The organism is Duganella rhizosphaerae, assembly GCF_040364205.1.
Classification (GTDB): Bacteria; Pseudomonadota; Gammaproteobacteria; order Burkholderiales; family Burkholderiaceae_D; genus Rugamonas; species Rugamonas rhizosphaerae.
This window is the reverse complement of the sequence record NZ_BPWK01000015.1, coordinates 40648-65883: the sequence shown is the minus strand read 5'-3', so window position 1 is coordinate 65883 and position 25236 is coordinate 40648. Positions and strand designations below refer to the sequence as shown.

Sequence of the window (25236 nt, the reverse complement as noted above, 5' to 3'; positions counted from 1 at the left end):
GTAAATAAAGTTTGAATGCAAAATTATCAAAAAAGTCATGTGCTGATGAGCTATTTGACTAGAATCGGTTTTTTCACGGGAGAGAAAACTTGTTCGCCAACACGCCATTACGTCATGCAGTACTGCTCAGCCTTTACGGCGCAGCCGCCCTCAGCCTCGCACCATCCGCTTTCGCGCAGACCGCGCAGGAAGCCAAGCCAGACACCCCCATGCAATCGGTCAGCGTAGTCGGCTCGCGCCGCGCGACCACGTCGTCCACCGACACCGTGGTGCCGGTCGATATCATCCCGATGAGCAAGTCCACAGAACAAGGCGGCCAGTTCGACCTGGCGCAAACGCTGACTTACATCTCGCCATCGTTCAACTCGACCCGCCAGAGCGGCTCCGACGGCGCCGACCTGGTCGACTCCGCCGCGCTGCGCGGCCTCGGTTCCGACCAGACCCTGGTGCTGGTCAACGGCAAGCGCCGCCACACCACCGCGCTGGTCAACCTGTTCGGCGCCCGCAACCGCGGCAACACCGGCACCGACATGAACACCATCCCGCTGCTGGCGATCAAGGACGTGCAGGTGCTGCGCGACGGCGCCGCCGCCCAGTACGGCTCGGACGCCATCGCCGGCGTGATCGACATCGGCCTGAAGAAAAGCAAGGGCTGCGAAGCCGTCGCCGGTTTCAGCGAATACTCCAAGCGCGACGGCAAGAACTACATGACCTCGGCCTATTGCGGCTTTGAGATCGGCAACGGCGGCACGCTCGGCATCACCGGCGAATACCTGGACCGCGGCCGCTCCAACCGCGCCGAAGCCGACAACCCGCGCATCATCGGCGACACCAAGACCAAGAACCAGACCATCTACCTGAACGGCGAACTGCCGACCACCGGCACCGGCAAGCTGTACTTCACCGCCGGCGGCCAGACCCGCAACGCCTCCAGCGCCGCCTTCGCGCGCGGCGGCATCGGTTCCGACGACATCCCGAGCCGCAACTCGGCGGCCATGTACCCGAACGGTTTCGTGCCGTTCATCAACGCCGACATCGACGACCAGTACGCCATCCTCGGCCACCGCAGCACCGTGGGCGACTGGAACCTGGACCTGTCGCAGACCTATGGCTACAACAAGATGCGCTACAACATCAGCCATACGATCAACGCTTCGATCGCCAACAAGGACTTGCTGGCCGGCGGCAAAGGCATCAGCCCGGACCGCTTCGACGCGGGCGGCTTCTCGTTCCAGCAACTGACCACCAACCTCGACCTGAACCACTACTACGACGGCCTGGTCGGCGACGGCCTGAACGTCGCCTTCGGCGGCGAATACCGCAGCGAGAACTACAAGATCTTCGCTGGCGAGCCGGGCTCGTACAACGACGTCGACGGCATCGGCTTCGGCGGCAACGCCGGCAGCCAGGGCTTCCCCGGCTTCCAGCCGGCCGACCAGGTCAACGCCAAGCGCCACAGCACCGCCGCCTACCTCGACCTGGAAGCGGACCTGAGCAAGATCGTCAAGCTGCAAGGCGCGCTGCGCTACGAGAAGTTCAGCGACTTCGGCTCCACCGTCACCGGCAAGCTGGCCGGCAGCGTGCGCGTGGCCGACAGCGTGCTGCTGCGCGGTTCGGGCAGCACCGGCTTCCGCGCGCCGTCGCTGCAACAAGTTTATTTCTCGTCGACCTTCACCGACTTCATCGGCGGCGTGGCGACCGACGTGGTGCTGGCGCCCAACGGCGGCACCGTCGCCAACGCGGCCGGCATCCCGAAACTGAAGGAAGAAAAGTCGACCAGCTTCACGCTGGGCACCACCTGGACGCCGAACGCCGCCGTCTCCGTGACCGCCGACCTGTACAACATCAAGATCAAGGACCGCATCGTGCTGTCGGGCCGCTTCAATGCCGACACCTACCCTGACCTGGCCGAGCGCCTGGCCAAGCTGGGCGTGGGCGAAGCGCAGTTCTTCGTCAACTCGGTCGACACCAAGACCCAGGGCCTGGACCTGACCGCTTCGCACAAGACCAACTTCGGCTCCAACAAGCTGACCACCTTCCTGGCGCTCAACGTCAGCAAGACGGAAGTGACCGGCATCCACGCGCCGGCTTCGCTGAAGGGCTTCGAGGACGTGCTGCTGTCGGAGAAGGAACGCCTGTACATCGAGCAGGGCGCGCCGCGTTCCAAGGCCACGCTGGGCTTCGACTACGTGACCGGCCCGTGGGAAAGCGACCTGAAGATCATCCACTTCGGTCCACAGACCTTGGGCACCTTCGACGGTACGGCAGCCGGCGTGCCGAACCAGCACTACGAGTCGAAAACCTCGGCCGACCTGAGCTTCACCTACAGCATCAACAAGAACATGAAGTTCACCTTCGGCGGCAACAACATCTTCAACGTCAAGCCGACGTCGCAGAACGCCGACCAGACCGACAACGGTTTCAAGTATGAAAGCGTGCAGTTCGGTTTGAACGGTGCCTCCTACTTCGGCCGCCTGTACGTCAAGTTCTAAGCTTCCTGTTCATGGAATCGACGGCGCCTGCGGGCGCCGTTTTCGTTGGCGATGGCCGTAACGTTTGCTTACATATCGCTAACGCTATCCAACCCGCTGTCGTTCTAAACTGCCTGCATCTCAGGCACAGGAGCGTTTCATGCGCCGCGCACTCTTACTCATGTTGTTACTCCCCCTGCTGCAAGGCGCGCTGGCCTATGCCGCACTGGGCAGCGCCCCTTCCAATTTCGGTACGACGCCGGTCCGGCAGGGCGCGCGCAGCCTCGCGGCGGCCAACGCCGACAGCACGGCGGTCTACACCGTCAGCCAGAGCACGCTCGATAGCGGCACCGTCGTGCGCGAATACGTGAGCGCTCAGGGCACGGTGTTCGCCGTCAGCTGGAGCGGACCGGCCCTGCCCGATCTGCGCACCCTGCTGGGCGACAAGTTCGCGGTGCTGACCGGCGCCGCCGGCAAGCGTCCCAAGGCGGGGCACTCGCAGTTGGCGGTCGAACAATCGGACATGGTGATCGTCTCCGCCGGCCATATGCGCGCCTATGCCGGCCATGCGTGGATACCGAGCGCGCTGCCGGCCGGCTTCGATACTTCCACCCTGGAATAGGAATACGCGCATGGTCCGCTTTCTCCCCACCGGCCGGCTGCTGCTGCTCATGCTCGCGCTGATCCTCAGCGCATGCGGCGGCGGTGGCGGCGACAGCAGCACCGCCGCGACCAGCACCACAACCCAAGCCGCCGCCACCGTCACGCCGGTGGTCAGCATCAGCGCCACGCCGACCGCCACCACCGTCGGCCAGGTCATCACGCTGAGCTGGGGCGTCAGCAATCCCAGCGCGACCGGCTGCACCGCCTCGGGCGCGTGGAGCGGTGCGCTGGACAACAGCGGTTCGCAGACCGTCACGGCCGGCGCGGTCGGCACCGCCTTCTACACCGTCACCTGCAGCGGCGTCAGCAAGACCACCAGCGTGGTCGTCAGCACGCCGCCGCCCTCGCCCACCGTCAACCTGACGCTGGCGCCGGCCAGCATCACCACCGCGCAAACTTCGACGCTGAGCTGGTCCTCGGCCAACGCCAGCAGCTGCACCGCCAGCGGCGCCTGGAGCGGCGCCAGGGCCACCTCGGGCTCGATCAGCGTCGTGCCCAACGCGGCGGGCAATTTTGTCTACACCTTGTCCTGCAGCGGCGACGGCGGCAACGTCAACGCCAGCGCCGCGCTCAGCGTGACTGCGCCGCTGAGCAACAGCACCGCCATCGTGGTCGACAGCGGCCCCACCGGCATCAACGGCGCGATCAATATTCCGTATGTCAGCGTGACGGTGTGCCAGCCCGGCACCACCATCTGCCAGACCATCGACCACGTGCTGCTCGACACCGGCTCCTACGGCCTGCGCCTGCTGGCCCCGCTCGACGCGGCGCTGAAGCTGCCGGCCGTGAAGACGCCGTCCGGCGCCGATGCCGGCGAATGCGGCAAGTTCATCAGCGGCTACACCTGGGGCGCGGTGCGCCAGGCCGACGTCAGGCTGGCGGACGAAAAGGCGGCCGGCATTTCGATCCAGGTGATCGCCGACAGCGGCGCCAATTACGCGGCCACGCCGTCCAGTTGCAGCAGCGCCGGCAACAACCTCGGCACGCTGGCGGCGTTGGGCGCCAAGGGCGTGCTCGGCGTCGGCCTGTTCAAGCAGGACTGCGGCGACAGTTGCGCCCGATCCGCGGTCAGCGGCGCCTACTACGCCTGCACCAGCAACGGCTGCACCGCCAGCAGCATGGCGCTGGCGTCGCAGGTCAGCAATCCGGTGGCCTCGTTCGCGGTCAACAACAACGGCGTGCTGGTGGTGCTGCCCAGCGTCGGCACGGCCGGCCTGAGCTCGGTCAGCGGCACGCTGATCTTCGGCGTCAACACCCAGAGCAACAACACCATCGCCGGCGAGACGCTGTACAAAACCAACGGCGGCGGCGACTTCAGCACCACCTACAAGGGCAAGACCTACAGCGCCAGCTTCATCGACAGCGGCTCCAACGGCTACTTCTTCAGCGACAGCACGATACGCACCTGCTCGGGAGGGGATTTCTATTGCCCTGCTGCGACGCTCTCGCTCAGCGCCACCAACGCGGCGGCCGACGGCAGCGCCAGCGGCGTGGTCAACTTCAACGTCGCCAACCTGGTGCAACTGGCGTCGACCATCTGGGCGGCGCAGGTCGGCGGCACGGTGGGCAGCAGCACCAACGCCGGCAATGACTTTGATTGGGGATTGCCCTTCTTCTACGGCCGCCGCGTGTTCGTGGTGTTCGAGGGGGGCGCCGTCAACGGCAAGACCGGGCCGCTGTGGGCATATTAGGATAGTCCGACATTGCCGGCAGCGCCCGATAAGCGCTGCCGTCAGAGCCGCTGTTGTGGTCCATCTTTTGGGTTTTGCCTGCCTTCTCTCCGTGGGTGTCTGGTCGAAGGCTGATGCATCTCTGCGCGCGCCAGCGGTTTGTGGCCCCGGCACGAATTGCCAGAATAGCGAGCGAGGTCCGAGCGGTATCGCGAAATCGCGACACCCCCCTGTTAAATCGCGCCAATTGTTTGCGTTTTGTCACGGCCATGTCATGCGCGTTGTGTACAGTCGCCACCTTGAATTTTCTTAATTTGAGGGTGTAATGAAAACAAATCTGGTGATGTTGGCTGCGTTGACGGCAGCGGGTCTGGTTGGCTGCGGCGGCGACTACACGCCGCCGCCGGCGATCGCGGAAGGCACGACCGTCACGCTGGCGCTGATGGAGACCACCGACATCCATGCCAATGTGATGAGCTACAACTACTACTCACTGGCGGAAGACACCAGCCTGGGCCTGGAACGCACCTCGACCCTGGTCAGCGCGGCGCGCGCCGAAAACCCGAACAACGTGCTGCTGGACGACGGCGACGTGATCCAGGGCACCCTGCTGGGCGACCTGCAAGCCGTCACCAAGCCGATCGCCTGCACCGACACCATGGCCGTGCACAAAGTCATGAACGCCATGAAGTACGACGGCGGCGGCTTCGGCAACCACGAGTTCAACTACGGCCTGCCGCTGCTGAGCCAGATCACCAATACCGACTTCGGCATTCCGGGCGTGAACAAGCCGGCCGGCAGCTGCGGCGCGCCGGCCTTCCCGCTGGTGCTGACCAACGTCACCGGCGTCGCCAGCAACAAGCCCATCGTGCAGCCGTACACGCTGCTGCCGCGCACCTTCAGCGCCACCAAGCTGGACGGCACCAAGGTCGACGTCAAGCTCAACATCGGCATCATGAGCTTCGTGCCGCCGCAGATCCTGGACTGGGACCAGAAGAACCTGGCCGGCAAGGTTGCCGTGACCGGCGTGCAGGAAGCGGCCAAGCAGTACGTGCCGGAGATGCGCGCCAAGGGCGCCGACCTGGTGGTGGCGCTGTCGCACGGCGGCCTGGACCCGAGCGCCTACAGCCCGAAAATGGAAAACGGCAGCTATCACCTGACCAGCACCGGCATCGACGCGCTGCTGATCGGCCACTCGCACCTGATCTTCCCGAAAGGCAAAGAGACCGGCGCGGCCGCGCTGGATCCATCGTTCGCCGCCTTCCCGGCCAGCGCCAAGATCGACGCCGTCAACGGCTTCGTCAACGGCGTGCCGACGGTGATGGCGCAAAGCTGGGGCCGCCGTCTGGGCATCATCAAGCTGACCTTAGTCTTCACCGGCGGCAAGTGGGTGGTGCAGCAGGATAAGACCAGCGTGGAATCGCGCGGCTTCAAGTACACCGACGGCGTCACCAACGTCAAGGCCGATCCTGCCATCGCGCCCATCGTCGCCACCGAGCACGCGGCCACCATCGCCTACGCCAAGCAGCCGCTGGGCGTGACCACCGACTTTGAAATGTCGGCCTACTTCTCGCTGGTCGGCGACGTCAGCGCGATCCAGCTGGTCAACCAGGCGCAGCTGGACTACGTGAAGAAATTCATCGCCGCCAGCACCGACGCCACCATCGCCAGCTACAAGAACATCCCGGTGATCTCGTGCAGCGCGCCGTTCAAGGCCGGTCGCAACGGTCCTTCCGACTTCACCGACGTCGCGCCGGGCGCCAGCGCCGCTGCGCCGATCGGCCTGCAAGTGCGCAATCCTGGCGACCTCTACCTGTACAGCAACAACAACCTGCAGGCGGTCAAGATCAAGGGTTCCGACCTGAAGGCCTGGCTGGAAACGGCGGCCAAGCAGTTCGGCCAGATCGACCCGGCCAAGACCACCGAGCAGGACCTGGTGCCGTCGTACGGCACGATCTACAACTACGACGTGTTCTACGCCGAAAACAATGCGCTGACCTACCAGATCGACGTGACCAAGCCGGTGGGCAGCCGCATCGTCAACCTGAGCTACCTGGGCAAGGCCGTGGCCGCAGGTGACGACTTCATCGTTGCCACCAACGACTACCGCGCGGGCGGCGGCGGCGCCGTGCCCGGCATCGACGGCAGCAAGACCATCATCAAGTCGCCGGACGCCAACCAGACCGTGGTCAGCAACTACCTGACGGCGCAAGGCGCGGCCAGCGGCAAGGTCACGCTGGCCGGCAACGGCAGCGCGCGTAGCTGGAGCTTCGTCAAGGTGGCGACCGCCGGTCCGGTGATTCTGCGTTCGGCGCCTGGCCATCTGGCATTGGCCAAGAGCAGCGGCATCACCGCCGTGACGGCCGAAGGCGCGCTGGACGCCAGCGGCTTCGCCAAGTACTCGGTGGATCTGAGCAAGTAAATGTAATGTAAGCGTGGTGCGCGGGGCCGGTGAACGCCGGCTCCGCTTATCGTGAGGTCACTAACATGCAAGTCAAAAATTATCCTGGCGTAGCGTTAATCGGCCTGCTGGCCGGCGTGTTCCTGTTCGGCTGCCAGCTGCAACAGGAAAAGCCGAACTCGGCGCAAATCGAGACGGTGGGCATGAAAGCCATGCAGCAGGCCGACGCCGGCGCCGAGCGCAAGCTGATGGCGTGGTCGGCGCAGAACATGCCGGTGGCGCAGCGCGAGCTGGCGCTGCTGTATCAAACCCGTCCCGAGCAACGGGCGCAATCGCTGAAGTTGTTCGAGCAGGCCGCGCGCGGCGGTGATGTCGACGCCGCCTACCAGCTGGGCGAGATGCTGCGCGTAGGCGTGGCCGGCGTGCCGGCGGCGCCGGCTGCCGCGGCGCCGTGGTACGCCATGGCGGCCGGGCAGAATCATGCACGGGCGGCGCTGATGCTGGGCCTGCTCTACAAAAACGGCGACGGCGTCGCGCGCGACGATGCACAGGCAGCGCACTGGCTGGACGTCGCCAGCGGGCTTGGCAATCCACACGCGATGTTCCTGCTCTCCTACATTTACCGCGAAGGTAGCGGCGTCGCGCAGGACGGCGCACAGGCCCGCCGCCTGCTGGAAGAAGCCGCCGAACACGAATATCCGCCGGCGATCCAGGAATTGGCGATGACAGTGCAACTGGGCGACGCCCTCAGTCCCAAAGACGAACGCCGCGCCGGCTACCTGCTCAAGGAAGCCGCCGAGCACCGCCACAACAACTGGAATCGCTTCTGACGCTTGATTGATCACACCGCAAGCCCCGGATCCCCGCAGTGCTAGAATTATTCTCACTGCGGGAGGATGCCATGCCAAAACTCACCATTGAATTGCCAATCGCACTTAGTCGGAGTCTCAATGCAATCACGGACAACGATACAATCAAGGCGCAAGATTTTATTCTGGAGTCCATCGCGGAGAAGATCGCCCTGCTGACCGAAAAAGAAAGAATCCACGCAATCGCAGACGAACGGTTCGAAAAATTCCTAAAGAACAAAGAATCCATTTCATGGGAAGAAGTCAGCAACTACCTCGCGCGTCGAGCTGCCGGCGAAACCCCTCCACGGCCAGCACCTAAAAAATTCACCTCCTGATCATGGCGCGCCTGGAACTGATGCCCCAGGCGATTGACGATCTTGATCGCATTCTGGATTTTCTGGTTCAAAACAAGACGCCAAACGCATCCGCCAAGATTCAGGAAATTCAGCAGTCGATCAACGTTCTGAAATTTACCCCATTGATCGGCCATGCCGCCCGCGATGGCAAACGTGAACTCCTGGTGGGCAAACGAAGACATGGCTATGTCGCTGTTTACAGGTACTTTGCCGACATCGACACGGTGTTTGTGCTTGCAATACAAAGCCAGCGGCAACAACGGCAACGTTGAACAACGCACAGACCGCCATCGGTCGCGCTCCTAGACTGGGTAAGCAGCATCCCCCAATCATTCGCCACGCAAGGAGCCGTCATGAGAACCACCGCCCGCCCGCAAGACAAAATCCCCAAGCCTATCCCGACCGAGACCGATGTTCAGGATGCGATCACGCTGCTGACGGAAGACCATGAACACGTCAAATCGCTGTTCGAGCAGTACGAAGAACTGGGCGACCGCGCCCATGTCAGCAAACAGAAACTGGCCCTGCAGATCTGCACCGAACTGACCAAACACGCCACGGCCGAAGAGGAAATTTTCTACCCTGCCGTGCGCGCCGCCACCAAGGATGACGACATGCTCGACGAGGCCGTCGTCGAGCATGCTTCAGCCAAGGACTTGATCGCGCAGATCATTGCGATGGAACCCACCGACGATCTGTACGACGCCAAGGTCAAGGTGCTGTCCGAGCTGATCGACCACCACGTCAAGGAAGAAGAGAGCGAGATGTTCCCCAAGGCGCGCAAGGCCAAGCTCGACCTCGATGTGCTGGGCGCAGAGATCGCCGCTCGCAAGGAGCAGATCGAACTGCCGCCGCACTAAGCCTGACTCATCGAGAACGCCAGTTCCTTGGCGCGGTTGCCGCTCTTCCAGCCGGTCAGCGGCTGGAAGATGGATTTCGGATCGCCGCCATTCGACAGGAAAGCCCGCCACACGAAGTGGTCGTACACGCCTTCGACATGCACCGCATACGCCCGCGCCAGCGCCTTGTTATGAGCGGCGCAGCTGATTTATTTTCACCCGAAGCAGCCGCACCGCAGGCCAATCAGCTGGCGATGGAGACAAAAACCGGGGATGTTTTTTGTGTGGCGGCTACGCCATGATTCCCGTTGAGCAGCCCGGTATTGGCATTGACGCTGGAGTCCTTCAGATCGCCGTTCAATGTCCAGCGCCCTACCGGCCGGTCGACTTTGCGATACACGCCGTAGTCAAATACCTCCTGCGGCGTCAACACCCGGTCATACAAGATCAAGTCCGACATTTGCCACGATGCGGTCGCACCGGCGCTCTCCGCCCCCGACTGAGCTTTCCTGCCGACCATGATCGGTGTCTTGGCAATATTATTTAAAAACGGCGGCGACATGTTCGTGCTCTGCTGCGCCAGCAGAAAATCATTGGCATAGAACGAAATTGCGCCGTCATGTTTAACGGTATAAGTACAACGTATCCAGCCGCTATCGAGACCCGGCGGCGAGCTGCCACGTCCCGAATCATTGCTGCCAAGGCCGTTGGGGTTGGTGGCAGTGCTGCCACTCCACAATTGAAGACGGGAGGACTTCATTGCTTCCAGCACCTTCCAGCCCCGGCCGCCCGAGGTGTTGGCGATAATTTCCCGGGTCGCATCCGCGAAATCGATCTGCCGGATCGTAAACGACACCGAGAAATCAGCTCTGGCATAAGCGTCGGCAGCCGGTATATTAAAGTAGCACTCGGATAAATTGGAGGCGCTAAACTGCAGCACCTGCGGATAGAACAGCGCGCGCGAACGCGTGATGACCGGATCGGCCATATTGTGTGCCCAGGAGTTATTGGCGTCCGTGAGCGCGTTGTATGCCTGGATGCGGCCGTTGTCATACCCCGACTCAGTCAGCAAATTCCATCCTTCTTTTTCCATCGACATGCCGCCGTTCCATACCCAAAACGCTGCCAGTTGTACCCCTGTTTTCCCCATATTGGTCAGCAAGGCCTTCAGGTTGGTCTGGTCGGTATCGTTGTATGCCTTCTCTTGAAGCGTCGATACGCCAAAGCTGCCCACGAAATAAGGCTTTTTCAAAGCGACCGCCACTGCCTGCATGCATTTGAGATAGCCCAGCGAGCTCGTTACAAACCCGGCGGGAGTATTGGCATCCGCGGCCAAGGCGCTGCTGACGTATTCGTTGTTGATGAACAGATTTTCGCAGATGCAGTCGATCGGATCGGGATTCATTTTGGGTATCACCACCGAGGTGTACCAATCCAATGATTCGGTTTTGGGGTAGCGATGGACGATACCCGCATTCCCCGAAGAGATCATGCGTCCCAACGGATCGTTGGCACGCATGATCGTGGCAGTCTCTTTCAATATTGCCGAAGCGGTATCGTAATTCAGCACCGGGACCTTCTCCACCGCGACGTTCAGGATTTCCTGGTTGGCCATCCATGCTGCGACACCGGTATGCCGGCCAAACTTGACGACAAAGGCGGCCGCAAACGCACGCATGTAGTTCCGCGTCTTGGAATTGACATCGGTCAGCGCAGTAAAGCTCTCCCCCACCATTTCGCAAATGGCGTTCACGCGCCAGAACGGGCAGGCGATCACCCCGATTTTATTCACGACAGCGCAATCGAGCAGGGCTTTGACCGCATCCCAATAAGCATCCTTGAATCCCGGGTCGCTGACGGAGTTATCACTGTTGAATTTGGGCTCGCCCACCACAGCGCCCCAGTTGAAATATGCACCCGCAGCGGTCGCACCCGAAAACGGCGCCATCATCACCTGCACATATTGGTATCCTTGCGCATGCAGGAAAGGCAGGTCATCGGTGTAGTCCGGATTATTGGGACCGGTCCCCCCTTTGGTAGTTTTGTTCCAGTTGCGCCGCTCAAGATAGCTATAGGAATTCAAGGCGATGCTGGCAACCGCCCCAACGTTCATGCCGGTCTCGTCAAACTCCTGCATTACCCCATCGATCACGCGAATATACGGCATACCAACTCCCGGTTGAAATATTGCCGCAATTATAACTTCACATTGATTGACGAACAGGTTTTATTCTGCACCCGCCGATGCCAGCCGCTTCATCTCCCGCTGCATATTGTCGATGGCGCGCTCGTTGTATTGTTCGGCAAAGTAGTCGTTGCCGAACAGCTGGCCGGCGTCGGCCTTGCGGCACAGGTGGGCCAGTGCGCCGCCGCGCTGTTCGCGGTATTTGGCGTCCGGCAGGTGGATGTACTCCTGGCGGATGGCGCGCGCATAGTTCTGGTAGACCTCGTCATCCTGTCCCAGAATGGCCAGGTCGACGCTGAGCAGCGTGTCCTTCAGGCGATGGCTGATCGAGGCTTCCTGGAAGTGGTCGGTGGCGCGTATCAGTTCGGCCGCGTCGCCCATCTCCTGCCCCAGATGGCTGCCCAGCCAGAGCTGGGCGCTGGCTTCCTCGTTGGTCAGCGCGCCCGGCTCGCCGCTGTGGCCGTACTCGGCGTCATGGAACCAGAACGCTTGCTTGACGATGTCGACGTCGGCCGGATCGGGCCGGGTGTTGGCAGCCCACACGCGGATCTCGCACAGGCCGTGCACCAGGTGGTCGAGGTTGTGATAGTGGCGCGCCGGACCGCCGTAGGCCGTGGCGCCGGTCAGCTGCACGAACCACTGGTCGGCGTGGGCGATGGCGGTGGCGTCGCGGTGCTCGTAGTCCCACAGCGTTTCCCACTCCTTGCGCAGCCAGCTCAGCACCCAGGCGTGGTAGGCCGGGCCGGGCACGAACTTCTTCATGATCCAGTTCCAGCCGATCGGCCCTTCCAGCGCCTTGACGAAGCTGGAGCTGACCGAACCGAGGTCGCGCGGCGGCATGACGAAGATGGTCTTGGCGCCTTGCAGCACATCGACGTTGGTTTGCTGGATCAGGTTTTCGTAATCGAAATCGGCGGTGGTGCGGATGCCGCGGATCAGGCAGTGCACGCCCTGCTTCTTGGCGGCGCGCGCCGTGTAGTCGCCCTTGACGATGACCACCTGCACATTGTCCCAGCCCTGCTCGGCGCAGCTGAGGGCGATGATGCTCTTGCGCTCCTCGGCCGAGAACTTGGGCTTCTTGGCCGGATTTTCGGACAGGAACACCACCACCTCGTCCGCCAGCGACCGGGCTTCGTTCATCACCCACATGTGACCGTTGGTGATCGGGTCCAGGGTGCCCGAAAAGCCGATTTTCTTCATACGCCACTCCAACGCCATGTCAAAGTTGCATTTTAGACTGGAGTGGCCCTTGCAGTCTCAGGAAAATCGACCTTGACCTTCAGTCCGCCCAGGCGCTCGGACTCGCCCAGGGTCAGCACGGCGCCGTGGCGTTCGGCGATCGACTTGATGATCGCCAGCCCCAGCCCGCTGCCGCCGGCCTGGCTGCCGGGCACGCGGTAGAAGCGGCTGAACACGCGCTCGCGCTCGTCCGGCGGGATGCCGGGGCCGGAATCCTCGACCGTGAGGATGACGCGGCCCGGCGCGGCCTTTGTGGCGCCGGCGCTACGGCGCAGCTCGATATCGACGGTGCCGCCGGCCGGCGTGTACTTGGTGGCGTTATCGATCAGGTTGCGCAGCAGGATGATCAGCGCATCGGGCTGGCCGTCCACCGCGGCCTCGTCGGCGTGATCCAGGCCGAGGTCGATCTGGCGCGCCTGCGCCAGCCCGGCCATGTCGCCCAGCGAGCGTTTGACCAGCTCGGTGAGGTTGACCGGCTCCAGCTTGACGTCGTTGACCGAGCCTTCCTGCCGCGCCAGCACCAGCAACTGTTCCACCAGCCGCGTGGCGCGTTCGATGCCGGCCGTGACGCGGCCGATGGCGACGCTGCGCGCGGCCTCGTCCTGCGCCCGTTCCAGGCTCAGCACCTGCAATTTGAGCGCCGCCAGCGGCGAGCGCAGTTCGTGCGCGGCGTCGGCGACGAAGTGCTGCTGGGCCTCGAAGGCGGTGCGCACGCGGCCGAACAGCAGGTTCAGCTCGTGCACCAGCGGCAGCACTTCATCGGGCAAATCGTTTTCCGAGACCGGCGACAGATCGTCCGCCTGGCGCGCCGCCACCTGCCGCTTGACGCGCGACACCGGCGCCAGCGAGCCGCTGACCACCCACCACACCACCAGCATCAGCACCGGCGCCATGACGGCGATCGGGCCGACCGTGCGCAGCGCCAGCGTACCGGCCATGCGCTGGCGCACCGCCATGTCCTGCGCCACCTGCACCGTCTGGTTGCTGGTCTGCACCGAGAAGATGCGGTAGGTGGTGTTGTTGGCCTTGACGTTGGAGAAGCCCAGCACCGCCCGCTGCGGCAGCGCCGCGCGCGACAGCGAGCGGAACACTTGCGCGCCGTCCGGCGTCCACACCTGCACCACCAGGTCGTCGTTTTCGGGATCGGCCGCCGTGTCGGCGGCCTTGTTGGTCAGCGTGGCGCTGGAACGCAGCGACATCGCCATCTGCTGCATGTGATAGTCGAAGATCTGGTCGGCGTCGCTCAGCGCGCTGCGGTAGGCGATCATCGCCTGCGCGATGGCGGCCATGGTGATGGCGGCCAGCAGGAACCACAGCAGGCGCCCGCGCAGCGAGTGCGTTACCACGGGCACCCGCGGCATCGACGGCATCTTCACCTTCATAGTTTCGGTACCATGTATCCCAGGCCGCGCACGTTTTGGATCAGTTCCGCGCCGAGCTTCTTGCGCAGGCCGTGGATGTAGACTTCGACCGCGTTGCTGTTGACTTCATCCTTCCAGCTGTACAGCTTTTCTTCCAGCTGATGCCGCGACAGCACGATGCCGGGCCGCGCGATCAGCGCCTCCAGCACTGCCCATTCGCGCGCCGACAGGCTGACCGGCTTGCCGTCGGCCAGCACTTCGCGGGTTTGCGGATTGACGCTGACGCCGCCGTGTTCGAAGATCGGCTCGGCGCGGCCGGCGGAACGGCGCAGCAAGGCGCGGATGCGCGCCAGCAGTTCGTCGAGGTCGTAGGGTTTGAGCACATAATCGTCGGCGCCGGCGTCGAGGCCGGCGATGCGCTGTTCCTTGGCGTCGCGCGCCGTGGCGACCAGCACCGGCGTCAGCTCCTTGCGCGCGCGCATCGAGCGCAGCACTTCGAGGCCGTCCTTGCGCGGCAGGCCCAGGTCCAGCAGCACCAGGTCGTAGGTCTGGGTTTGCAGCGCGGTGTCGGCCATCGCGCCATCCTTGACCCAGTCGACCGCGTAGTGCTCGGCCCGCAGCAGGTCGAGCACTACCTCGCCGATCATCGTATCGTCTTCCACCAGCAGAAGTCGCATATTGTTCCCTTTCTGTTTTTGTGTTGCGTTCTGCCGGCCCGACTTATCCGAGTCGCACCGGTATGAAGATTTTATCGTCGCCGCGCTGTATCAGCAACGCCACCGACTTGCCGGACTTGTCGACCACTTCGCGCACCTGGTCCACCGTGTTGACCGCACGGCCGTTCACCGACAGCAGCACATCGCCCGGCTGCACGCCGGCGTCGGCCGCCGCGCCGCGCGCATCCTCGATCAGCAAGCCGTTGGCGATGCCGGACTGGCGCTTCTCCATGTTTTCCAGCGGACGCAGCGACAAGCCCAGCTTCAGCTTGGCGCTGGCTTGTCCGCCGCGTTCGCCGTCGGCTGCCGCCGCGACTTTGTCGTTGGCGTTGCCCAGCGTGGCGCTCAATTGTACCGGCTTACCCTGGCGCCAGACTTCCATCGTCACTTTATCACCTGGCGTGGCCAGGCCGACGATGGCCGGCAAGTCGCCCGAGCTGATGATCTTGTTGCCGTTAAGCGTGCGGATCACATCGCCAGCCTTCAGGCCGGCCTTGTCGCCGGGGCCGCCCTTCTCGACGTTGGACACCAGCGCGCCTTCCGGCGTGGCCAGGTTGAAGGAATCGGCGAAGCCCTGGTTGATCTCCTGCACCGTCACGCCCAGCTTGGCGTGGGTGACCTTGCCGGTCGAGACGATCTGGTCCTTGATCTTGCCGGCCACGTCGATCGGGATCGCGAACGACAGGCCCTGGTAGCCGCCGGTCTGGCTGTAGATCTGCGAGTTGATGCCGACCACTTCGCCGCGCGTGTTGAACAGCGGGCCGCCCGAGTTGCCGGGATTGACGGCGACGTCGGTCTGGATGAAGGGCACGTTGCCGTCCGGCAGCGAGCGGCCCTTGGCGCTGACCACGCCGGCGGTGACGGTGTTATCGAGGCCGTATGGCGAGCCGATCGCCAGCACCCACTCGCCCACTTTCAGGTCGTTGCCCTTGGCCAGCGGCACCACCGGCAGGTTCTTGGCGTCGATCTTCAGCACGGCGACGTCGCTTTTCGGATCGGAGCCCAGCACCTTGGCGCGGAACTCGCGGCGGTCGGTCAGCTTGACCACCACTTCGCTGGCGTCGCGCACCACGTGGGCGTTGGTCAGGATGATGCCGTCGGCGCTGACGATGAAGCCGGAGCCCAGGCCGTGGGTCGGCACGCTGCGCTGGCCGCCGCGCTGCTGCGGACCCTGGAAGCGGCGGAAGAATTCGTAGAACGGATCGTCGGCGAACGGATCGCCGCGGCCGGTCTGTTCGGCGCCGTCGTAGGAGGTCTTGGTGCTGCCGGTGACGCTGATGTTGACCACCGCCGGGCCGTTGTGGGCAGCGATGACGCTGAAGTCGGGCAGCGTCATCAGCGGCGCGGGCACGGCGGCCGGCGCCGCGGCCTGGACCGGTGCTGCGGCTTGCAGCACAATGGGGGCGGCGGCAACGGCATTGCCTTGTTTGACGGCGACGGCGCCGCCGACGCCTATCACGCCCAGCACTGCCACGGCGAGGGCTGCACGTTTGAGAGTAGATTCGGACATAGCTGCACTCCTGAATGAATGAGGTTTGTAGATGTATCCAATATGAGGGTAAAAACTTAGACGCGTCTTAACAATACAATTGCTTACAACCAACGCTGGTTTACGCAAAACTGGCCGGATATACCGGCCAGTCGGGACTACTCAGCTACATGGATCAGGCGGCCTGGCGCTGCTCCAGGGCGGTGACGTTGTCGCTGCCGTCGATGACGATCTTGCGTGGCTTGAGCGCTTCAGGCACTTCGCGCACCAGTTCGATATTCAGCATGCCGTTGTCGAAGGTGGCGCCGGTCACTTTGACGTGGTTGGCCAGCTGGAAGCGCTGCTCGAAATCGCGGGCGGCGATGCCGCGGTGCAGATAGGTGCGCTCGGTGGCGTCCTTCTGCTTGCGGCCGACGATGTGCAGCGAATCGCGCTCGAAGGTGATGTCGATTTCCGAACGGTCGAAGCCGGCCAGCGCCATCACGATACGGTATTTGTCTTCCGACACCAGTTCGATGTTGTACGGAGGATAGCTCGGGGTGGCATCGCCGCGCTGGGCGTCATTCAGCATTTGCGCCAGACGATCAAAGCCGATGGCGGAACGATACAGTGGGGTCAGGTCAAAAGTACGCATGATGGATATCCTTTTAAAGTTAAGCGATATGGACGGGGAAGATTCCCCTCGGTGGTCCCCATCTGGGCAACCACTGAGTCCGATATAGGATGGTTTTCCGGCCTTTCAAGGCCTTGAAAAACGCCCACAAGATCCCCAGAGCCGCAAAATTTTTAAAAATATTTTCGCTGCACCGCGCCACGCTTTCGCCAGTTTTTTGCCAGATTTGCAAGTTGCCTGCGTGCTACACTCGCCTTCCTGTCCAACCTCGTTATCGACCACATGTCCATGTCCCGTGCCGCCCTCGCCGTCCTGTTGGCCACCGCCTTCAGCGCCCAGGCAGAAGCCATCTCCGAACAGCCTTACCCAGGCACCATCGTCTTGAAAGTGGACGCCACCAACACGGCGCAGCAAATCTTCCGTGTGCGCGAGAGCATCCCCGCCAAGCCGGGCAAGCTGACCCTGCTCTATCCGCAGTGGATACCGGCCAACCACGGCCCCAGCGGCGCGCTGAACCAGTTCGCCGGCCTCAAGGTCAGCGCCAACGGCAAGCCGCTGGACTGGAAGCGCGACACGGTCAACGTCTACGCCTTCCACATCGAGGTGCCGAAGGATGCATCGTCGGTGGACGTGGAATTCCAGTACCTGTCGCCGACCGAGGCCAACCAGGGCCGCACCACGATCACCAACGACATCGTCGGCGTGCAATGGCAATCGCTGACCTTGTACCCGGCCGGCTACAACAGCCGCCGCATCACCATGCAGCCCAACCTGACGGTGCCGGCCGGCTGGCAGTACGGCACCGCGCTGGAGACGGCCGCGCGCAACGGCGACGAGATCGCCTTCAAGCCGCTGAACCTGGAGGCGATGATGGATTCGCCGCTGTTCGCCGGCCGCTACTTCCGCCGCATCGACCTCGACCCGGGCGCGAAAGTGCCGGTGCACCTGAACGTCGTGGCCGACTCGGCCGAGCAGCTGGAAGCGACGCCGGAACAGATCGCCCCGCACCGCGCGATGGTGCAGCAAGCCTACAAGCTGTTCAACTCGCAGCACTACCAGCACTACGATTTCCTGTTCGCCATCAGCGACGAGTTCGGCGGCATCGGCCGCGAGCATCACCAGTCGAGCGAGAACGGCGTCAAGCTGGGCTACTTCGCCGACTGGGCCAAACAGGAAGCGCGGCGCGAACTGCTGCCGCATGAATTCACCCACTCGTGGAACGGCAAGTTCCGCCGCCCGGCCGACCAGAACGTCCCCAACTTCAACACGCCGCTGCAGAATTCGCTGCTGTGGGTGTACGAAGGCCAGACCCAGTACTGGGGCGCGGTGATCGCGGCCCGTTCCGGCCTGATCAAGCAAGAGCACACGCGCGACCTGCTGGCCGCCACCGCCGCCCGCTACGACAACACCCGCGGCCGCGAATGGCGCGCGGTGCAGGACACCACCAACGACCCGATCGTCAACGCCCGCCGTCCGCAAGGCTGGAACAACTGGCAGCGCGCCGAGGATTACTATTCGGAAGGCGAACTGATCTGGCTGGACGCCGACACGCTGATCCGCGAAAAGTCCGGCGACAAGCGCTCGCTCAACGATTTCGCCCGCAACTTCTTCGGCGTCGACGACGGCGTCAACGTGGCCAAGCACTACACCTTCGACGACGTGGTGAAGGCGCTCAACGCGGTCCAGCCTCACGACTGGGCCGGCTTCCTGCGCACCCGCCTCGACGGCCACGGCCCCGGCGCGCCACTGGACGGCCTGGCGCGCGCCGGCTGGAAACTGGCCTACACCGACAAGCCGACCGACTTCCTCAAAGCCCAGGAAGACCAAAACAAATCGGCCAACTTCCAGTATTCGCTGGGTTTCTCGGTCGGCGCCGACGGCAAGCTGGAAGGCTTCCAGTGGGAAGGCGTGGGCTTCAAGGCAGGCCTGTCGGGCGGCAGCACGCTGCTGGCCGTCAACGGCCGCGCCTACAAGGCCGAGGTGCTGCGCGCCGCCGTCACGGCCGCCAAGACCGGCAAGGAGCCTATCAACCTGCTGGTCAAGAAAGGCGGCTTGTACCAGACCTATGCGCTCGACTACCACGGCGGCCTGAAGTATCCGCGCCTCGAGCGCATCGAGGGCACGCCGGATCGCCTTGATGCAATTTTGCAACCATTGAAGTAATTATCATCCCGCAGGGAGCCGGTTGATTGTGCCGGCTCGCCATCGGGTTATACTGGTCCCATGCCCGACCGGACCGACACCCAGCCTCCACCGCGCACCGAGCTAGACGAGTTGCGCGTGTCCGACCGTATTTTCCACGCCCTGCTCGACAACGCGCCCATCCTGATCTCCACCAAGGATTTGCAAGGCACCGTCACGCTGGCCAACCGCCATTTCGACATCCTCGACGGCTACAATCCTGCCACCTTCATCGGCTCCAATGTCTTCGAATTGTTTCCGCGCGAGATAGCCGAACAGCTGTGGCGCAACGACCGCATCGCCGCGCTGGAACGGCGCGCGATCCAGGAAGAAGAATCGGTCTACCACCGCGACAAGACGCTGCACACCTATATGACCGTGAAGTTCCCGCTGTTCGACAAGGACGGCCAGGTCTACGCCACCTGCGCCGTCTCCACCGACATCACGGAAGCCAAGACCGCGCAGACCGACAGCGTGACCGACGAGCTGACCGGGCTGAAGAACCGGCGCTACTTCAACATCCGCTTCAACGAAGAACAAAAGCGCGCGCGCCGCGACCAGCGCCTGCTGACTCTGCTGCTGATCGACGTCGACCGCTTCAAGGAATACAACGACAGCTACGGCCATCCGCAAGGCGACCAGGTGTTGAAGGCGGTGGCCGACGTCATGCGACAGGCGCTCAGCCGTCCAGGCGACCTGAGCTTCCGCGTCGGCGGCGACGAGTTTGCCTGCCTGTTCGCCAGCAACAGTGCCGAGGAGAGCGAGGCGCTGGCCGAACAGATCCGCGCCGACCTGGCGGCCCGCCTGATCCCGCACCAGGGCAACCCGCCCTGCGGCCACGTGACGCTGTCGCTGGGGCTGGCCTTCATCGCGCCGGAAACGACGCCGAGCCAGGAAGACATCTACCAGCAAGCCGACCAGGCCCTGTACCGGGCCAAGCACCAGGGCCGCAACACCGTCTCGCGCTAGGCATTGTTCAGGATATCGAAACACCGTAGTCAGCTTTTGCCGCTTTATCTCGTTCTTTGAAAGGCCTACAGTGCAGGCACTCCACAATCAAGGAACACGATGATTACGCTGCACACCTGGACCACCCCGAACGGCCGCAAGATTTCCATCATGCTGGAAGAGCTCGGTATCCCCTATGAAATCAAGACCGTCAACATCATCCAGGGCGAACAACTGAAGCCCGAATTCCTGGCGATCTCCCCCAACAACAAGATCCCGGCCATCGTTGACACCGACGCCGGCGGCGCAACCGTCAGCGTGTTTGAAAGCGGCGCCATCCTGACCTACCTGGCGGAGAAAACCGGCAAGCTGCTGCCGGCCTCCGGCCCGGCCCGCTACAAGGTGCTGGAATGGCTGAACTGGCAGATCGGCGGCCTCGGCCCGATCCTGGGCCAGGTCGGCTTCTTCGAAGTGTTTTCGAAAGAGAAATCGGCGCTGGCCAGCCAGCGCTTCATCGACGAGGCGGACCGCCTGCTGGGCGTGATGGACCGCCAACTGGCCCAGCATACCTACCTGGCCGGCGAGGACTACAGCATCGCCGACATCGCCAGCTACCCGTGGACCTTCGGCCTGACACTGATGCTGAAGCCGGCGCTGGGCGACAAGCTGGCCAGCAAACCCCACCTGCAACGCTGGATGGCGTTGATGGCCGAGCGTCCGGCGGTGCAGCGCGGCATGGCCTTGCCGAAGCTGGGTTAACACGGGCGTAGCCTTGGCGTTTTGCTGTTTTGGTGTATGCTAATCGCTATGAACAAAGACACCGACATCCAACTCAGCGGCCCCTTCAAGGCCTCCGACGGCTCCGGCCGTGCCCACGACGCCAAGGCGATCCGTATCTTCGACGAAGGTTACGGAGCGATTGACGTGTATGTGGACTTTTCTGCTTCGATCAGCGGCCTGCACAAGGACAAATCGCTGATCGACGCCGTGGTCGCGCAACTGCGCACCGTCGGCTACAAGGGCCCGGCCCTGACCGCCGGCGACTCCGTGCTGCAGGAAAGCAAACTGCTGGTGCTGGAAGCGCCGGACGAATTCAACACCTTCGCCGCCGGCAAGGGCTGGAAAGACCTCGCCGAAGAATTCGACGACGAGTAATCATCTTTTTGAGGCGAGCTCTTAGTTAAAGAGCTTCTTCAACGCATCCTTTACATCAATCTTAATTTTCTTCGGCTGCTGCTCGCCCGACTGGGCAGCAGCTGGCTGCTGCGGATCGTTGGCATTGTCCGCCGCCGCCACCAGCCACTGCGGCTGCTTGGCCGCCGCCAGCTTGGGCATGCCATCGCTGCCGAAGTTCTTCTTCATGTACGGCAAGTCCATATCGGGCTTGTTCTGTAACACGGTACCGTCTTCGCGCAGAATGGTCGGCGTGCCGCCGACGCGGCTGCCCACCGCCGCCAGCACCTGCTCCAGATGGCGCGCCGATTGCTCGGCATTCTTCGGATCGAATTCGCACGTGCGACCCGGCGCCGCATCCAGCGTGCTCCAGTATTTTTTCCAGGCGGCGGTGCTGTTGTCGGCGCACCAGATGCGCGACACGGTCTGCCACTTCGCCGCACCGGCATTAATATCCTGCAACGACATCGGCACCACATAGAACGTGGTGTTCACGCCGCTGCCTTTTTTCAGCAAGTCCTGCTCGAAGCGCTGGCAGAAGCCGCAATCCACCGCCGAGAACAGCACCATCTTGCGGCCGCCGCCGTCGCCGTAACTGACCTTGATCAGCTTGTCGTAGTCGATGGCCGCGATCACTTCCTGCTGCAAATCGCTCATTTCGTCTTTGGTCATCTTGCGTGGCGGGGTGCTGGTGGTGCTCAGTACCTGGAAGCCATTGACGTCGCCGTAAATCGTGCCCGCTTCGTTGATGAGGCCGACGAATGCGCCCTTATTGTCGTTCAACACATACATGCCGCGCACCAGCGTCGGTATGGCGCGGCTGTTGTTTTCCGTGATGCCCAGGCTGCGGTTGGCGCGCGCCATATTGGCCAGCAGGTTATGCGTCGCGCTGCGGCCATCCGCTTGCGCCGGCGGCGCCAGCATCGCGCCGGCCATGCCCACGACGGCGCCCAGTGCGCGCCATTGCCCGAAGCTCTGTTTGAATACGTTCATCGCTAACCTTTCCTGATTTGCCGGCGCAGCCAGGCATTGAACAAAAGAAAAGATTATATAACAACGTTGTTCAGATATAGCGATCGCTCCAGGCCGCGATCAGGTTGGCCACGTAGACGGCATCGTCGCGATCGGTCAGCAGGTGGTCCGCGCTGTCGAGCGAGATGAAGCTTTTCGGATGCTTGGCAGCGGTGAAAATCTCCATCGCATTGCTGATGCCGACCGTGTCGTCGCCGGGCGCGTGCATCACCAGCAAGGCCCGCTTCAGGCCCGCGATCTTCAGCTTCAAATTGTGCCCGCCCGCATCCTCGACAAATTGCTGCTTGATGCGGAAAGGCCGGCCCGCCAATTGCACCTGCGCCTCGCCCTCGCTGGCGATCTGGTCCAGATGCTGGCTGAACATGCCGGTCACTTGGCTGGGATCGCTGGGCGCGGCCAGCGTCACCACCGCCTTCGCCTCCGGCACCTGCCCGGCCACCGCCAGCACCGCCGCGCCGCCCAGGCTGTGGCCGATCAGCAGACTGGGCGCCTTGTGGCTGGCGCGCAGGTAGGCGGCGGCCGCCAGCAAGTCCGCCAGGTTGGACGAGAAATTGGTGTTGGCGAATTCGCCCTCGCTGGCGCCCAGGCCGGTGAAGTCGAAGCGCAGCACGGCAAAGCCATGCTCGGTCAGCGCCTGCGCGATGCGGCTGGCGGCAAACACGTCCTTGCCGCAGGTGAAGCAGTGGGCAAACAAGGCGTAGGCCCGGATGTCGCCGTCCGGCACATCCAGCCTGGCCGCCAGCTTCTGGCCGTCGGCGCCGAGGAATTCCTGTCGTTGTGATCGCATGCGCTGTCCCGTTGTTGAAGCCAGACGCTATTTAACCAAACAAACCGTGCAGATACCAGCGCGCCGATTGCTCGCCCTCGTGGCCGGTGCGTTCGCGGTACAGCCAGTAGTGGGCGTAGTCGTCGCCCTCGGCCATGAAGTAGTCGCGGGTTTGCATGGTGCCCCACCAGCCGGCCTCGATGCGCTCGCCGGTCGACATGATCTTCAGCGGCGAGCCGTAGAACGGCCGGTGGTCGCGCATCAGCAAGGGGATCGGCTTGGCCAGCAGCCAGGCCGGACGCGGCAGGCCGGGCATGTCCGGCGGCAGCTGGGCGCGGGCGTCGGCGGGACGGATTTTTTCCTGCACGCTGACCCAGGCGTTGGCCTGCTCGGGGCGGTAATCGGCGCGCGGCGCCGCTTGCAGCACGTTGTCCGGTCCCAGTCGCGCAGTCAGCAATTCCAGCAGGCGCTGCCAATCCTCCTTGCTGCCGCCCGGCTCGGGGAACAATGAATCGCTGGGCGGCGCCATAGCCTGCACCTGCGGCGCTTCCAGGCACAGGCCGATCACCGGCGCATCCAGCACCTGCTTGGCCAGCCGCTCCTTGAGCAGGCGCACCAGGTGTTCGTCGCGCCAGGTCGGCTCGGCCAGCACGATGTCGATGACCGTCGGCGGACCGGCCACCCTGCCGCGCTCATGCTCCAGCAACAGCCGGATGCGCTCGACCGCGAACTGGCGCGCGCTGAGCCAGCCGGTCAGCTGCTGCAACAAGCGGCGCGCGCCGAACAGCAACGCTTCGGCGTTCTCAACGCGGTCGAACAATTCCAGCTTGGCGCTGAAGCTGGCCGGTGCTTCCAGCCAGCGATGCATCTCGGCGCGCTCGCCGTAGGCATCGTCCAGCATATCCAGCAAGGCCCGTCCGCAGCGACGCTGCAAGCCGGGACGCGGCAGGCGGCGCATCTCGCCCAGCGTCAAGCACCCTATGCCTTCCAACCAGCTCAGGTAGGGCCGAGCCGGAGGCAGCAGGCTGCCGGGCAAGCGGTCCATGCGCCGCACTAACGCGTCCATCGTCAAGGCCCGTCCGGCACCGCTGCGGGCCAGCAGCCAGGCGCCGCGCGCGGTGGGCGCGCAGCTGAGCGTGGCCGTAAAACCGAGCACCTCCATGCTGGCCGCCACCTGCCGGCACAACGCGCGGATGCCGCCGAACAGGCGCAGGCTGGCGCCAACGTCGAGCAGCAGCGTGGCCTCCTCCGCCTGCGCCAGCTGCGGCGTAAATTGCAGCAACGCCAACGCCACCGCGTGTTGCGCGTCCGCCTCCCGCTGCGGTGCGCGCTGCTGGAACTGCGATTGCGGCGCCAGCATCAGCGCGCCGCCGCGCCGCATGCCGACGTCGACGCCGGCCTGCCGCGCCAGCGCCGACATGGCCACTACCCGCTCCTGCTCCAGCACCACGGTGCAGCTGTCATCCGACCAGCGCGGGCAGAATACTTCGAGCGGGAGCCGTGGCAGGTGTAGTCCGATCCAGAGGCGCATGGCGTTGTAAGAGCGATGGGGTTAATGGCAAAAATAATGGGGTGTCGCGCTGCGGTCCTCGTCGTTTGACAAAGCCGATGTTGATGCCGCCCGGCGCCGTGTGCAGCGACAGCCGCAGCGGCGCCGGCGAGGCATCCTGCGCGGCCGCCAGCGGCCGCAGCATGCAGAACAGCGTGTCGCCGCTTTGCGCCGCCAGATGCAGGCGGCGCAGCGTTTCGCCGCGCGCATGGTTTTGCCACAGCAGCAGCGCGCCGCAACAGCCGCTGCGCAGCACTTGTTCCGCGGCCCACAAGGCGTCGCCGCTCTTGGCGCCGCTGCGTATCCAGATCAGTTGCGACGGTTCCAGCCCCAGGGCCGCCAGCGCCAGCGCCTGCGGCGCATGCGGCGGTTGCAGCAGCACGATGGGCCGTTTGCCCAGGCCCAGCAACGCCGGCCGCAGCAGGCGCAGTTCGCCGATGCCGTGTTGCTGCACCAGCAGGTCGACCAGCACACCCAGCGGCCAGCCGCCGCCCGGCAGCTGCGCCGACAAGGCGGCAAAGCCGGTGTCGACGCAGCGGGTGGCGCTGTGCGCCAGTTGCGACGCCAGCCATAGCGATGGATGGACGGCTTCGGGCGCAAGAGCAGCGGAGCGGGTGGCGGATGAGCTCATGATATGGGAGGAATTCTACCGCAAATACTGTATAAATACACAGTACTATTTGCGGCTGTTTTTGGCAAGGCCAATCTATATCGTGCGGCCCATGCTGTACCA

The 25236-nt window shown here is 63.7% G+C and carries 23 protein-coding genes; 12 read left to right on the top strand and 11 right to left on the bottom strand.

Annotated elements, in window-relative coordinates; translation table 11 throughout:
- Positions 1–209: 209 nt before the first annotated feature.
- The 8 genes from RUGAMON1_RS25775 (at position 210) to RUGAMON1_RS25740 (ending at position 9272) form a co-directional block, all read left to right on the top strand.
- Positions 210–2492 (top strand): TonB-dependent receptor plug domain-containing protein, encoded by a 2283-nt coding sequence (locus RUGAMON1_RS25775; RefSeq protein ID WP_445233208.1) that lies wholly within the window; start codon positions 210–212, stop codon positions 2490–2492.
- Between the two features lie 139 nt (positions 2493–2631).
- Positions 2632–3093 (top strand): DUF2844 domain-containing protein, encoded by a 462-nt coding sequence (locus RUGAMON1_RS25770; RefSeq protein ID WP_445233207.1) that lies wholly within the window; start codon positions 2632–2634, stop codon positions 3091–3093.
- Positions 3094–3103: 10 nt separating this feature from the next.
- A complete protein-coding gene (locus tag RUGAMON1_RS25765; RefSeq protein ID WP_445233206.1) occupies positions 3104–4825 on the top strand; it encodes a DUF3443 family protein in 1722 nt (573 codons plus the stop codon).
- A 304-nt stretch (positions 4826–5129) separates the two neighbouring features.
- Positions 5130–7226 (top strand): bifunctional 2',3'-cyclic-nucleotide 2'-phosphodiesterase/3'-nucleotidase, encoded by a 2097-nt coding sequence (locus RUGAMON1_RS25760; protein WP_445233205.1) that lies wholly within the window; start codon positions 5130–5132, stop codon positions 7224–7226.
- 65 nt (positions 7227–7291) lie between these two features.
- Complete coding sequence (locus RUGAMON1_RS25755) at positions 7292–8035, top strand: tetratricopeptide repeat protein (protein ID WP_445233204.1); 744 nt, start codon at positions 7292–7294, stop codon at positions 8033–8035.
- Positions 8036–8106: 71 nt separating this feature from the next.
- Entirely contained in the window at positions 8107–8391 is a 285-nt protein-coding gene (locus tag RUGAMON1_RS25750) for a hypothetical protein (protein ID WP_445233203.1), read from the top strand.
- Positions 8392–8393: 2 nt separating this feature from the next.
- Entirely contained in the window at positions 8394–8684 is a 291-nt protein-coding gene (locus RUGAMON1_RS25745) for a type II toxin-antitoxin system RelE/ParE family toxin (RefSeq protein WP_445233202.1), read from the top strand.
- A gap of 81 nt (positions 8685–8765) precedes the next feature.
- Positions 8766–9272, top strand: a complete 507-nt coding sequence (locus RUGAMON1_RS25740) for a hemerythrin domain-containing protein (protein WP_445233201.1) — start codon at positions 8766–8768, stop codon at positions 9270–9272.
- Here the strand turns inward: RUGAMON1_RS25740 and RUGAMON1_RS25735 are convergent.
- From RUGAMON1_RS25735 to RUGAMON1_RS25705, 7 genes are all read right to left on the bottom strand, one after another.
- Positions 9269–9415, bottom strand: coding sequence for a hypothetical protein (locus RUGAMON1_RS25735; protein WP_445233200.1), 147 nt, complete (start codon positions 9413–9415; stop codon positions 9269–9271). The genes RUGAMON1_RS25740 and RUGAMON1_RS25735 overlap by 4 nt on opposite strands.
- 80 nt (positions 9416–9495) lie before the next feature.
- Positions 9496–11418: a LamG-like jellyroll fold domain-containing protein gene (locus RUGAMON1_RS25730; RefSeq protein ID WP_445233199.1), complete on the bottom strand. Its 1923-nt coding sequence runs from the start codon at positions 11416–11418 to the stop codon at positions 9496–9498.
- Positions 11419–11478: 60 nt separating this feature from the next.
- A complete protein-coding gene (gene coaD / locus RUGAMON1_RS25725; protein WP_445233198.1) occupies positions 11479–12636 on the bottom strand; it encodes a pantetheine-phosphate adenylyltransferase in 1158 nt (385 codons plus the stop codon).
- 32 nt (positions 12637–12668) lie between these two features.
- Positions 12669–14045, bottom strand: a complete 1377-nt coding sequence (locus tag RUGAMON1_RS25720; protein WP_445233197.1) for an ATP-binding protein — start codon at positions 14043–14045, stop codon at positions 12669–12671.
- A gap of 8 nt (positions 14046–14053) precedes the next feature.
- The gene (locus RUGAMON1_RS25715) at positions 14054–14713 is read right to left on the bottom strand and encodes a response regulator (RefSeq protein ID WP_445233196.1); all 660 of its coding nucleotides are present in this window, start codon (positions 14711–14713) and stop codon (positions 14054–14056) included.
- A gap of 43 nt (positions 14714–14756) precedes the next feature.
- The gene (locus tag RUGAMON1_RS25710; protein WP_445233195.1) at positions 14757–16262 is read right to left on the bottom strand and encodes a Do family serine endopeptidase; all 1506 of its coding nucleotides are present in this window, start codon (positions 16260–16262) and stop codon (positions 14757–14759) included.
- Between the two features lie 154 nt (positions 16263–16416).
- On the bottom strand, positions 16417–16875 hold the full coding sequence (locus RUGAMON1_RS25705; protein WP_445233194.1) for an Hsp20 family protein: 459 nt from the start codon (positions 16873–16875) through the stop codon (positions 16417–16419).
- Positions 16876–17142: 267 nt separating this feature from the next.
- Between RUGAMON1_RS25705 and RUGAMON1_RS25700 the strand changes: the two genes are divergently transcribed.
- From RUGAMON1_RS25700 to RUGAMON1_RS25685, 4 genes are all read left to right on the top strand, one after another.
- Positions 17143–19017: a M61 family metallopeptidase gene (locus tag RUGAMON1_RS25700; RefSeq protein ID WP_445233193.1), complete on the top strand. Its 1875-nt coding sequence runs from the start codon at positions 17143–17145 to the stop codon at positions 19015–19017.
- Between the two features lie 117 nt (positions 19018–19134).
- Positions 19135–20004, top strand: a complete 870-nt coding sequence (locus tag RUGAMON1_RS25695; RefSeq protein ID WP_445233192.1) for a sensor domain-containing diguanylate cyclase — start codon at positions 19135–19137, stop codon at positions 20002–20004.
- Positions 20005–20103: 99 nt separating this feature from the next.
- A complete protein-coding gene (locus RUGAMON1_RS25690) occupies positions 20104–20742 on the top strand; it encodes a glutathione S-transferase family protein (protein WP_445233191.1) in 639 nt (212 codons plus the stop codon).
- Positions 20743–20790: 48 nt separating this feature from the next.
- Positions 20791–21138: a hypothetical protein gene (locus RUGAMON1_RS25685; RefSeq protein WP_116990312.1), complete on the top strand. Its 348-nt coding sequence runs from the start codon at positions 20791–20793 to the stop codon at positions 21136–21138.
- Positions 21139–21159: 21 nt separating this feature from the next.
- On the opposite strand, the gene RUGAMON1_RS25680 is transcribed toward RUGAMON1_RS25685, so the two are convergent.
- The 4 genes from RUGAMON1_RS25680 to imuA form a co-directional block, all read right to left on the bottom strand.
- Positions 21160–22149 (bottom strand): thioredoxin fold domain-containing protein, encoded by a 990-nt coding sequence (locus RUGAMON1_RS25680; RefSeq protein ID WP_445233190.1) that lies wholly within the window; start codon positions 22147–22149, stop codon positions 21160–21162.
- Positions 22150–22219: 70 nt separating this feature from the next.
- Positions 22220–22975, bottom strand: coding sequence for an alpha/beta hydrolase family protein (locus tag RUGAMON1_RS25675; RefSeq protein ID WP_445233189.1), 756 nt, complete (start codon positions 22973–22975; stop codon positions 22220–22222).
- A gap of 31 nt (positions 22976–23006) precedes the next feature.
- Positions 23007–24485, bottom strand: coding sequence for a Y-family DNA polymerase (locus tag RUGAMON1_RS25670; RefSeq protein ID WP_445233188.1), 1479 nt, complete (start codon positions 24483–24485; stop codon positions 23007–23009).
- Positions 24415–25134 (bottom strand): translesion DNA synthesis-associated protein ImuA, encoded by a 720-nt coding sequence (gene imuA / locus RUGAMON1_RS25665; protein ID WP_445233187.1) that lies wholly within the window; start codon positions 25132–25134, stop codon positions 24415–24417. Before imuA ends, RUGAMON1_RS25670 begins: the two co-directional genes overlap by 71 nt.
- Positions 25135–25236: the final 102 nt, after the last annotated feature.

Coding starts and splice junctions, on each gene's coding strand:
- RUGAMON1_RS25740 (WP_445233201.1), top strand. CDS start 8,766: ATGAGAACCACCGCCCGCCCGCAAGACAAAATCCCCAAGCCTATCCCG.
- RUGAMON1_RS25690 (WP_445233191.1), top strand. CDS start 20,104: ATGATTACGCTGCACACCTGGACCACCCCGAACGGCCGCAAGATTTCC.
- RUGAMON1_RS25730 (WP_445233199.1), bottom strand. CDS start 11,418: ATGCCGTATATTCGCGTGATCGATGGGGTAATGCAGGAGTTTGACGAG.
- RUGAMON1_RS25675 (WP_445233189.1), bottom strand. CDS start 22,975: ATGCGATCACAACGACAGGAATTCCTCGGCGCCGACGGCCAGAAGCTG.
- RUGAMON1_RS25765 (WP_445233206.1), top strand. CDS start 3,104: ATGGTCCGCTTTCTCCCCACCGGCCGGCTGCTGCTGCTCATGCTCGCG.
- RUGAMON1_RS25755 (WP_445233204.1), top strand. CDS start 7,292: ATGCAAGTCAAAAATTATCCTGGCGTAGCGTTAATCGGCCTGCTGGCC.
- RUGAMON1_RS25705 (WP_445233194.1), bottom strand. CDS start 16,875: ATGCGTACTTTTGACCTGACCCCACTGTATCGTTCCGCCATCGGCTTT.
- RUGAMON1_RS25745 (WP_445233202.1), top strand. CDS start 8,394: ATGGCGCGCCTGGAACTGATGCCCCAGGCGATTGACGATCTTGATCGC.
- RUGAMON1_RS25715 (WP_445233196.1), bottom strand. CDS start 14,713: ATGCGACTTCTGCTGGTGGAAGACGATACGATGATCGGCGAGGTAGTG.
- RUGAMON1_RS25700 (WP_445233193.1), top strand. CDS start 17,143: ATGTCCCGTGCCGCCCTCGCCGTCCTGTTGGCCACCGCCTTCAGCGCC.
- RUGAMON1_RS25770 (WP_445233207.1), top strand. CDS start 2,632: ATGCGCCGCGCACTCTTACTCATGTTGTTACTCCCCCTGCTGCAAGGC.
- RUGAMON1_RS25685 (WP_116990312.1), top strand. CDS start 20,791: ATGAACAAAGACACCGACATCCAACTCAGCGGCCCCTTCAAGGCCTCC.
- RUGAMON1_RS25750 (WP_445233203.1), top strand. CDS start 8,107: ATGCCAAAACTCACCATTGAATTGCCAATCGCACTTAGTCGGAGTCTC.
- coaD (WP_445233198.1), bottom strand. CDS start 12,636: ATGAAGAAAATCGGCTTTTCGGGCACCCTGGACCCGATCACCAACGGT.
- RUGAMON1_RS25720 (WP_445233197.1), bottom strand. CDS start 14,045: ATGCCGTCGATGCCGCGGGTGCCCGTGGTAACGCACTCGCTGCGCGGG.
- RUGAMON1_RS25760 (WP_445233205.1), top strand. CDS start 5,130: ATGAAAACAAATCTGGTGATGTTGGCTGCGTTGACGGCAGCGGGTCTG.
- RUGAMON1_RS25775 (WP_445233208.1), top strand. CDS start 210: ATGCAATCGGTCAGCGTAGTCGGCTCGCGCCGCGCGACCACGTCGTCC.
- RUGAMON1_RS25710 (WP_445233195.1), bottom strand. CDS start 16,262: ATGTCCGAATCTACTCTCAAACGTGCAGCCCTCGCCGTGGCAGTGCTG.
- RUGAMON1_RS25680 (WP_445233190.1), bottom strand. CDS start 22,149: ATGAACGTATTCAAACAGAGCTTCGGGCAATGGCGCGCACTGGGCGCC.
- imuA (WP_445233187.1), bottom strand. CDS start 25,134: ATGAGCTCATCCGCCACCCGCTCCGCTGCTCTTGCGCCCGAAGCCGTC.
- RUGAMON1_RS25670 (WP_445233188.1), bottom strand. CDS start 24,485: ATGCGCCTCTGGATCGGACTACACCTGCCACGGCTCCCGCTCGAAGTA.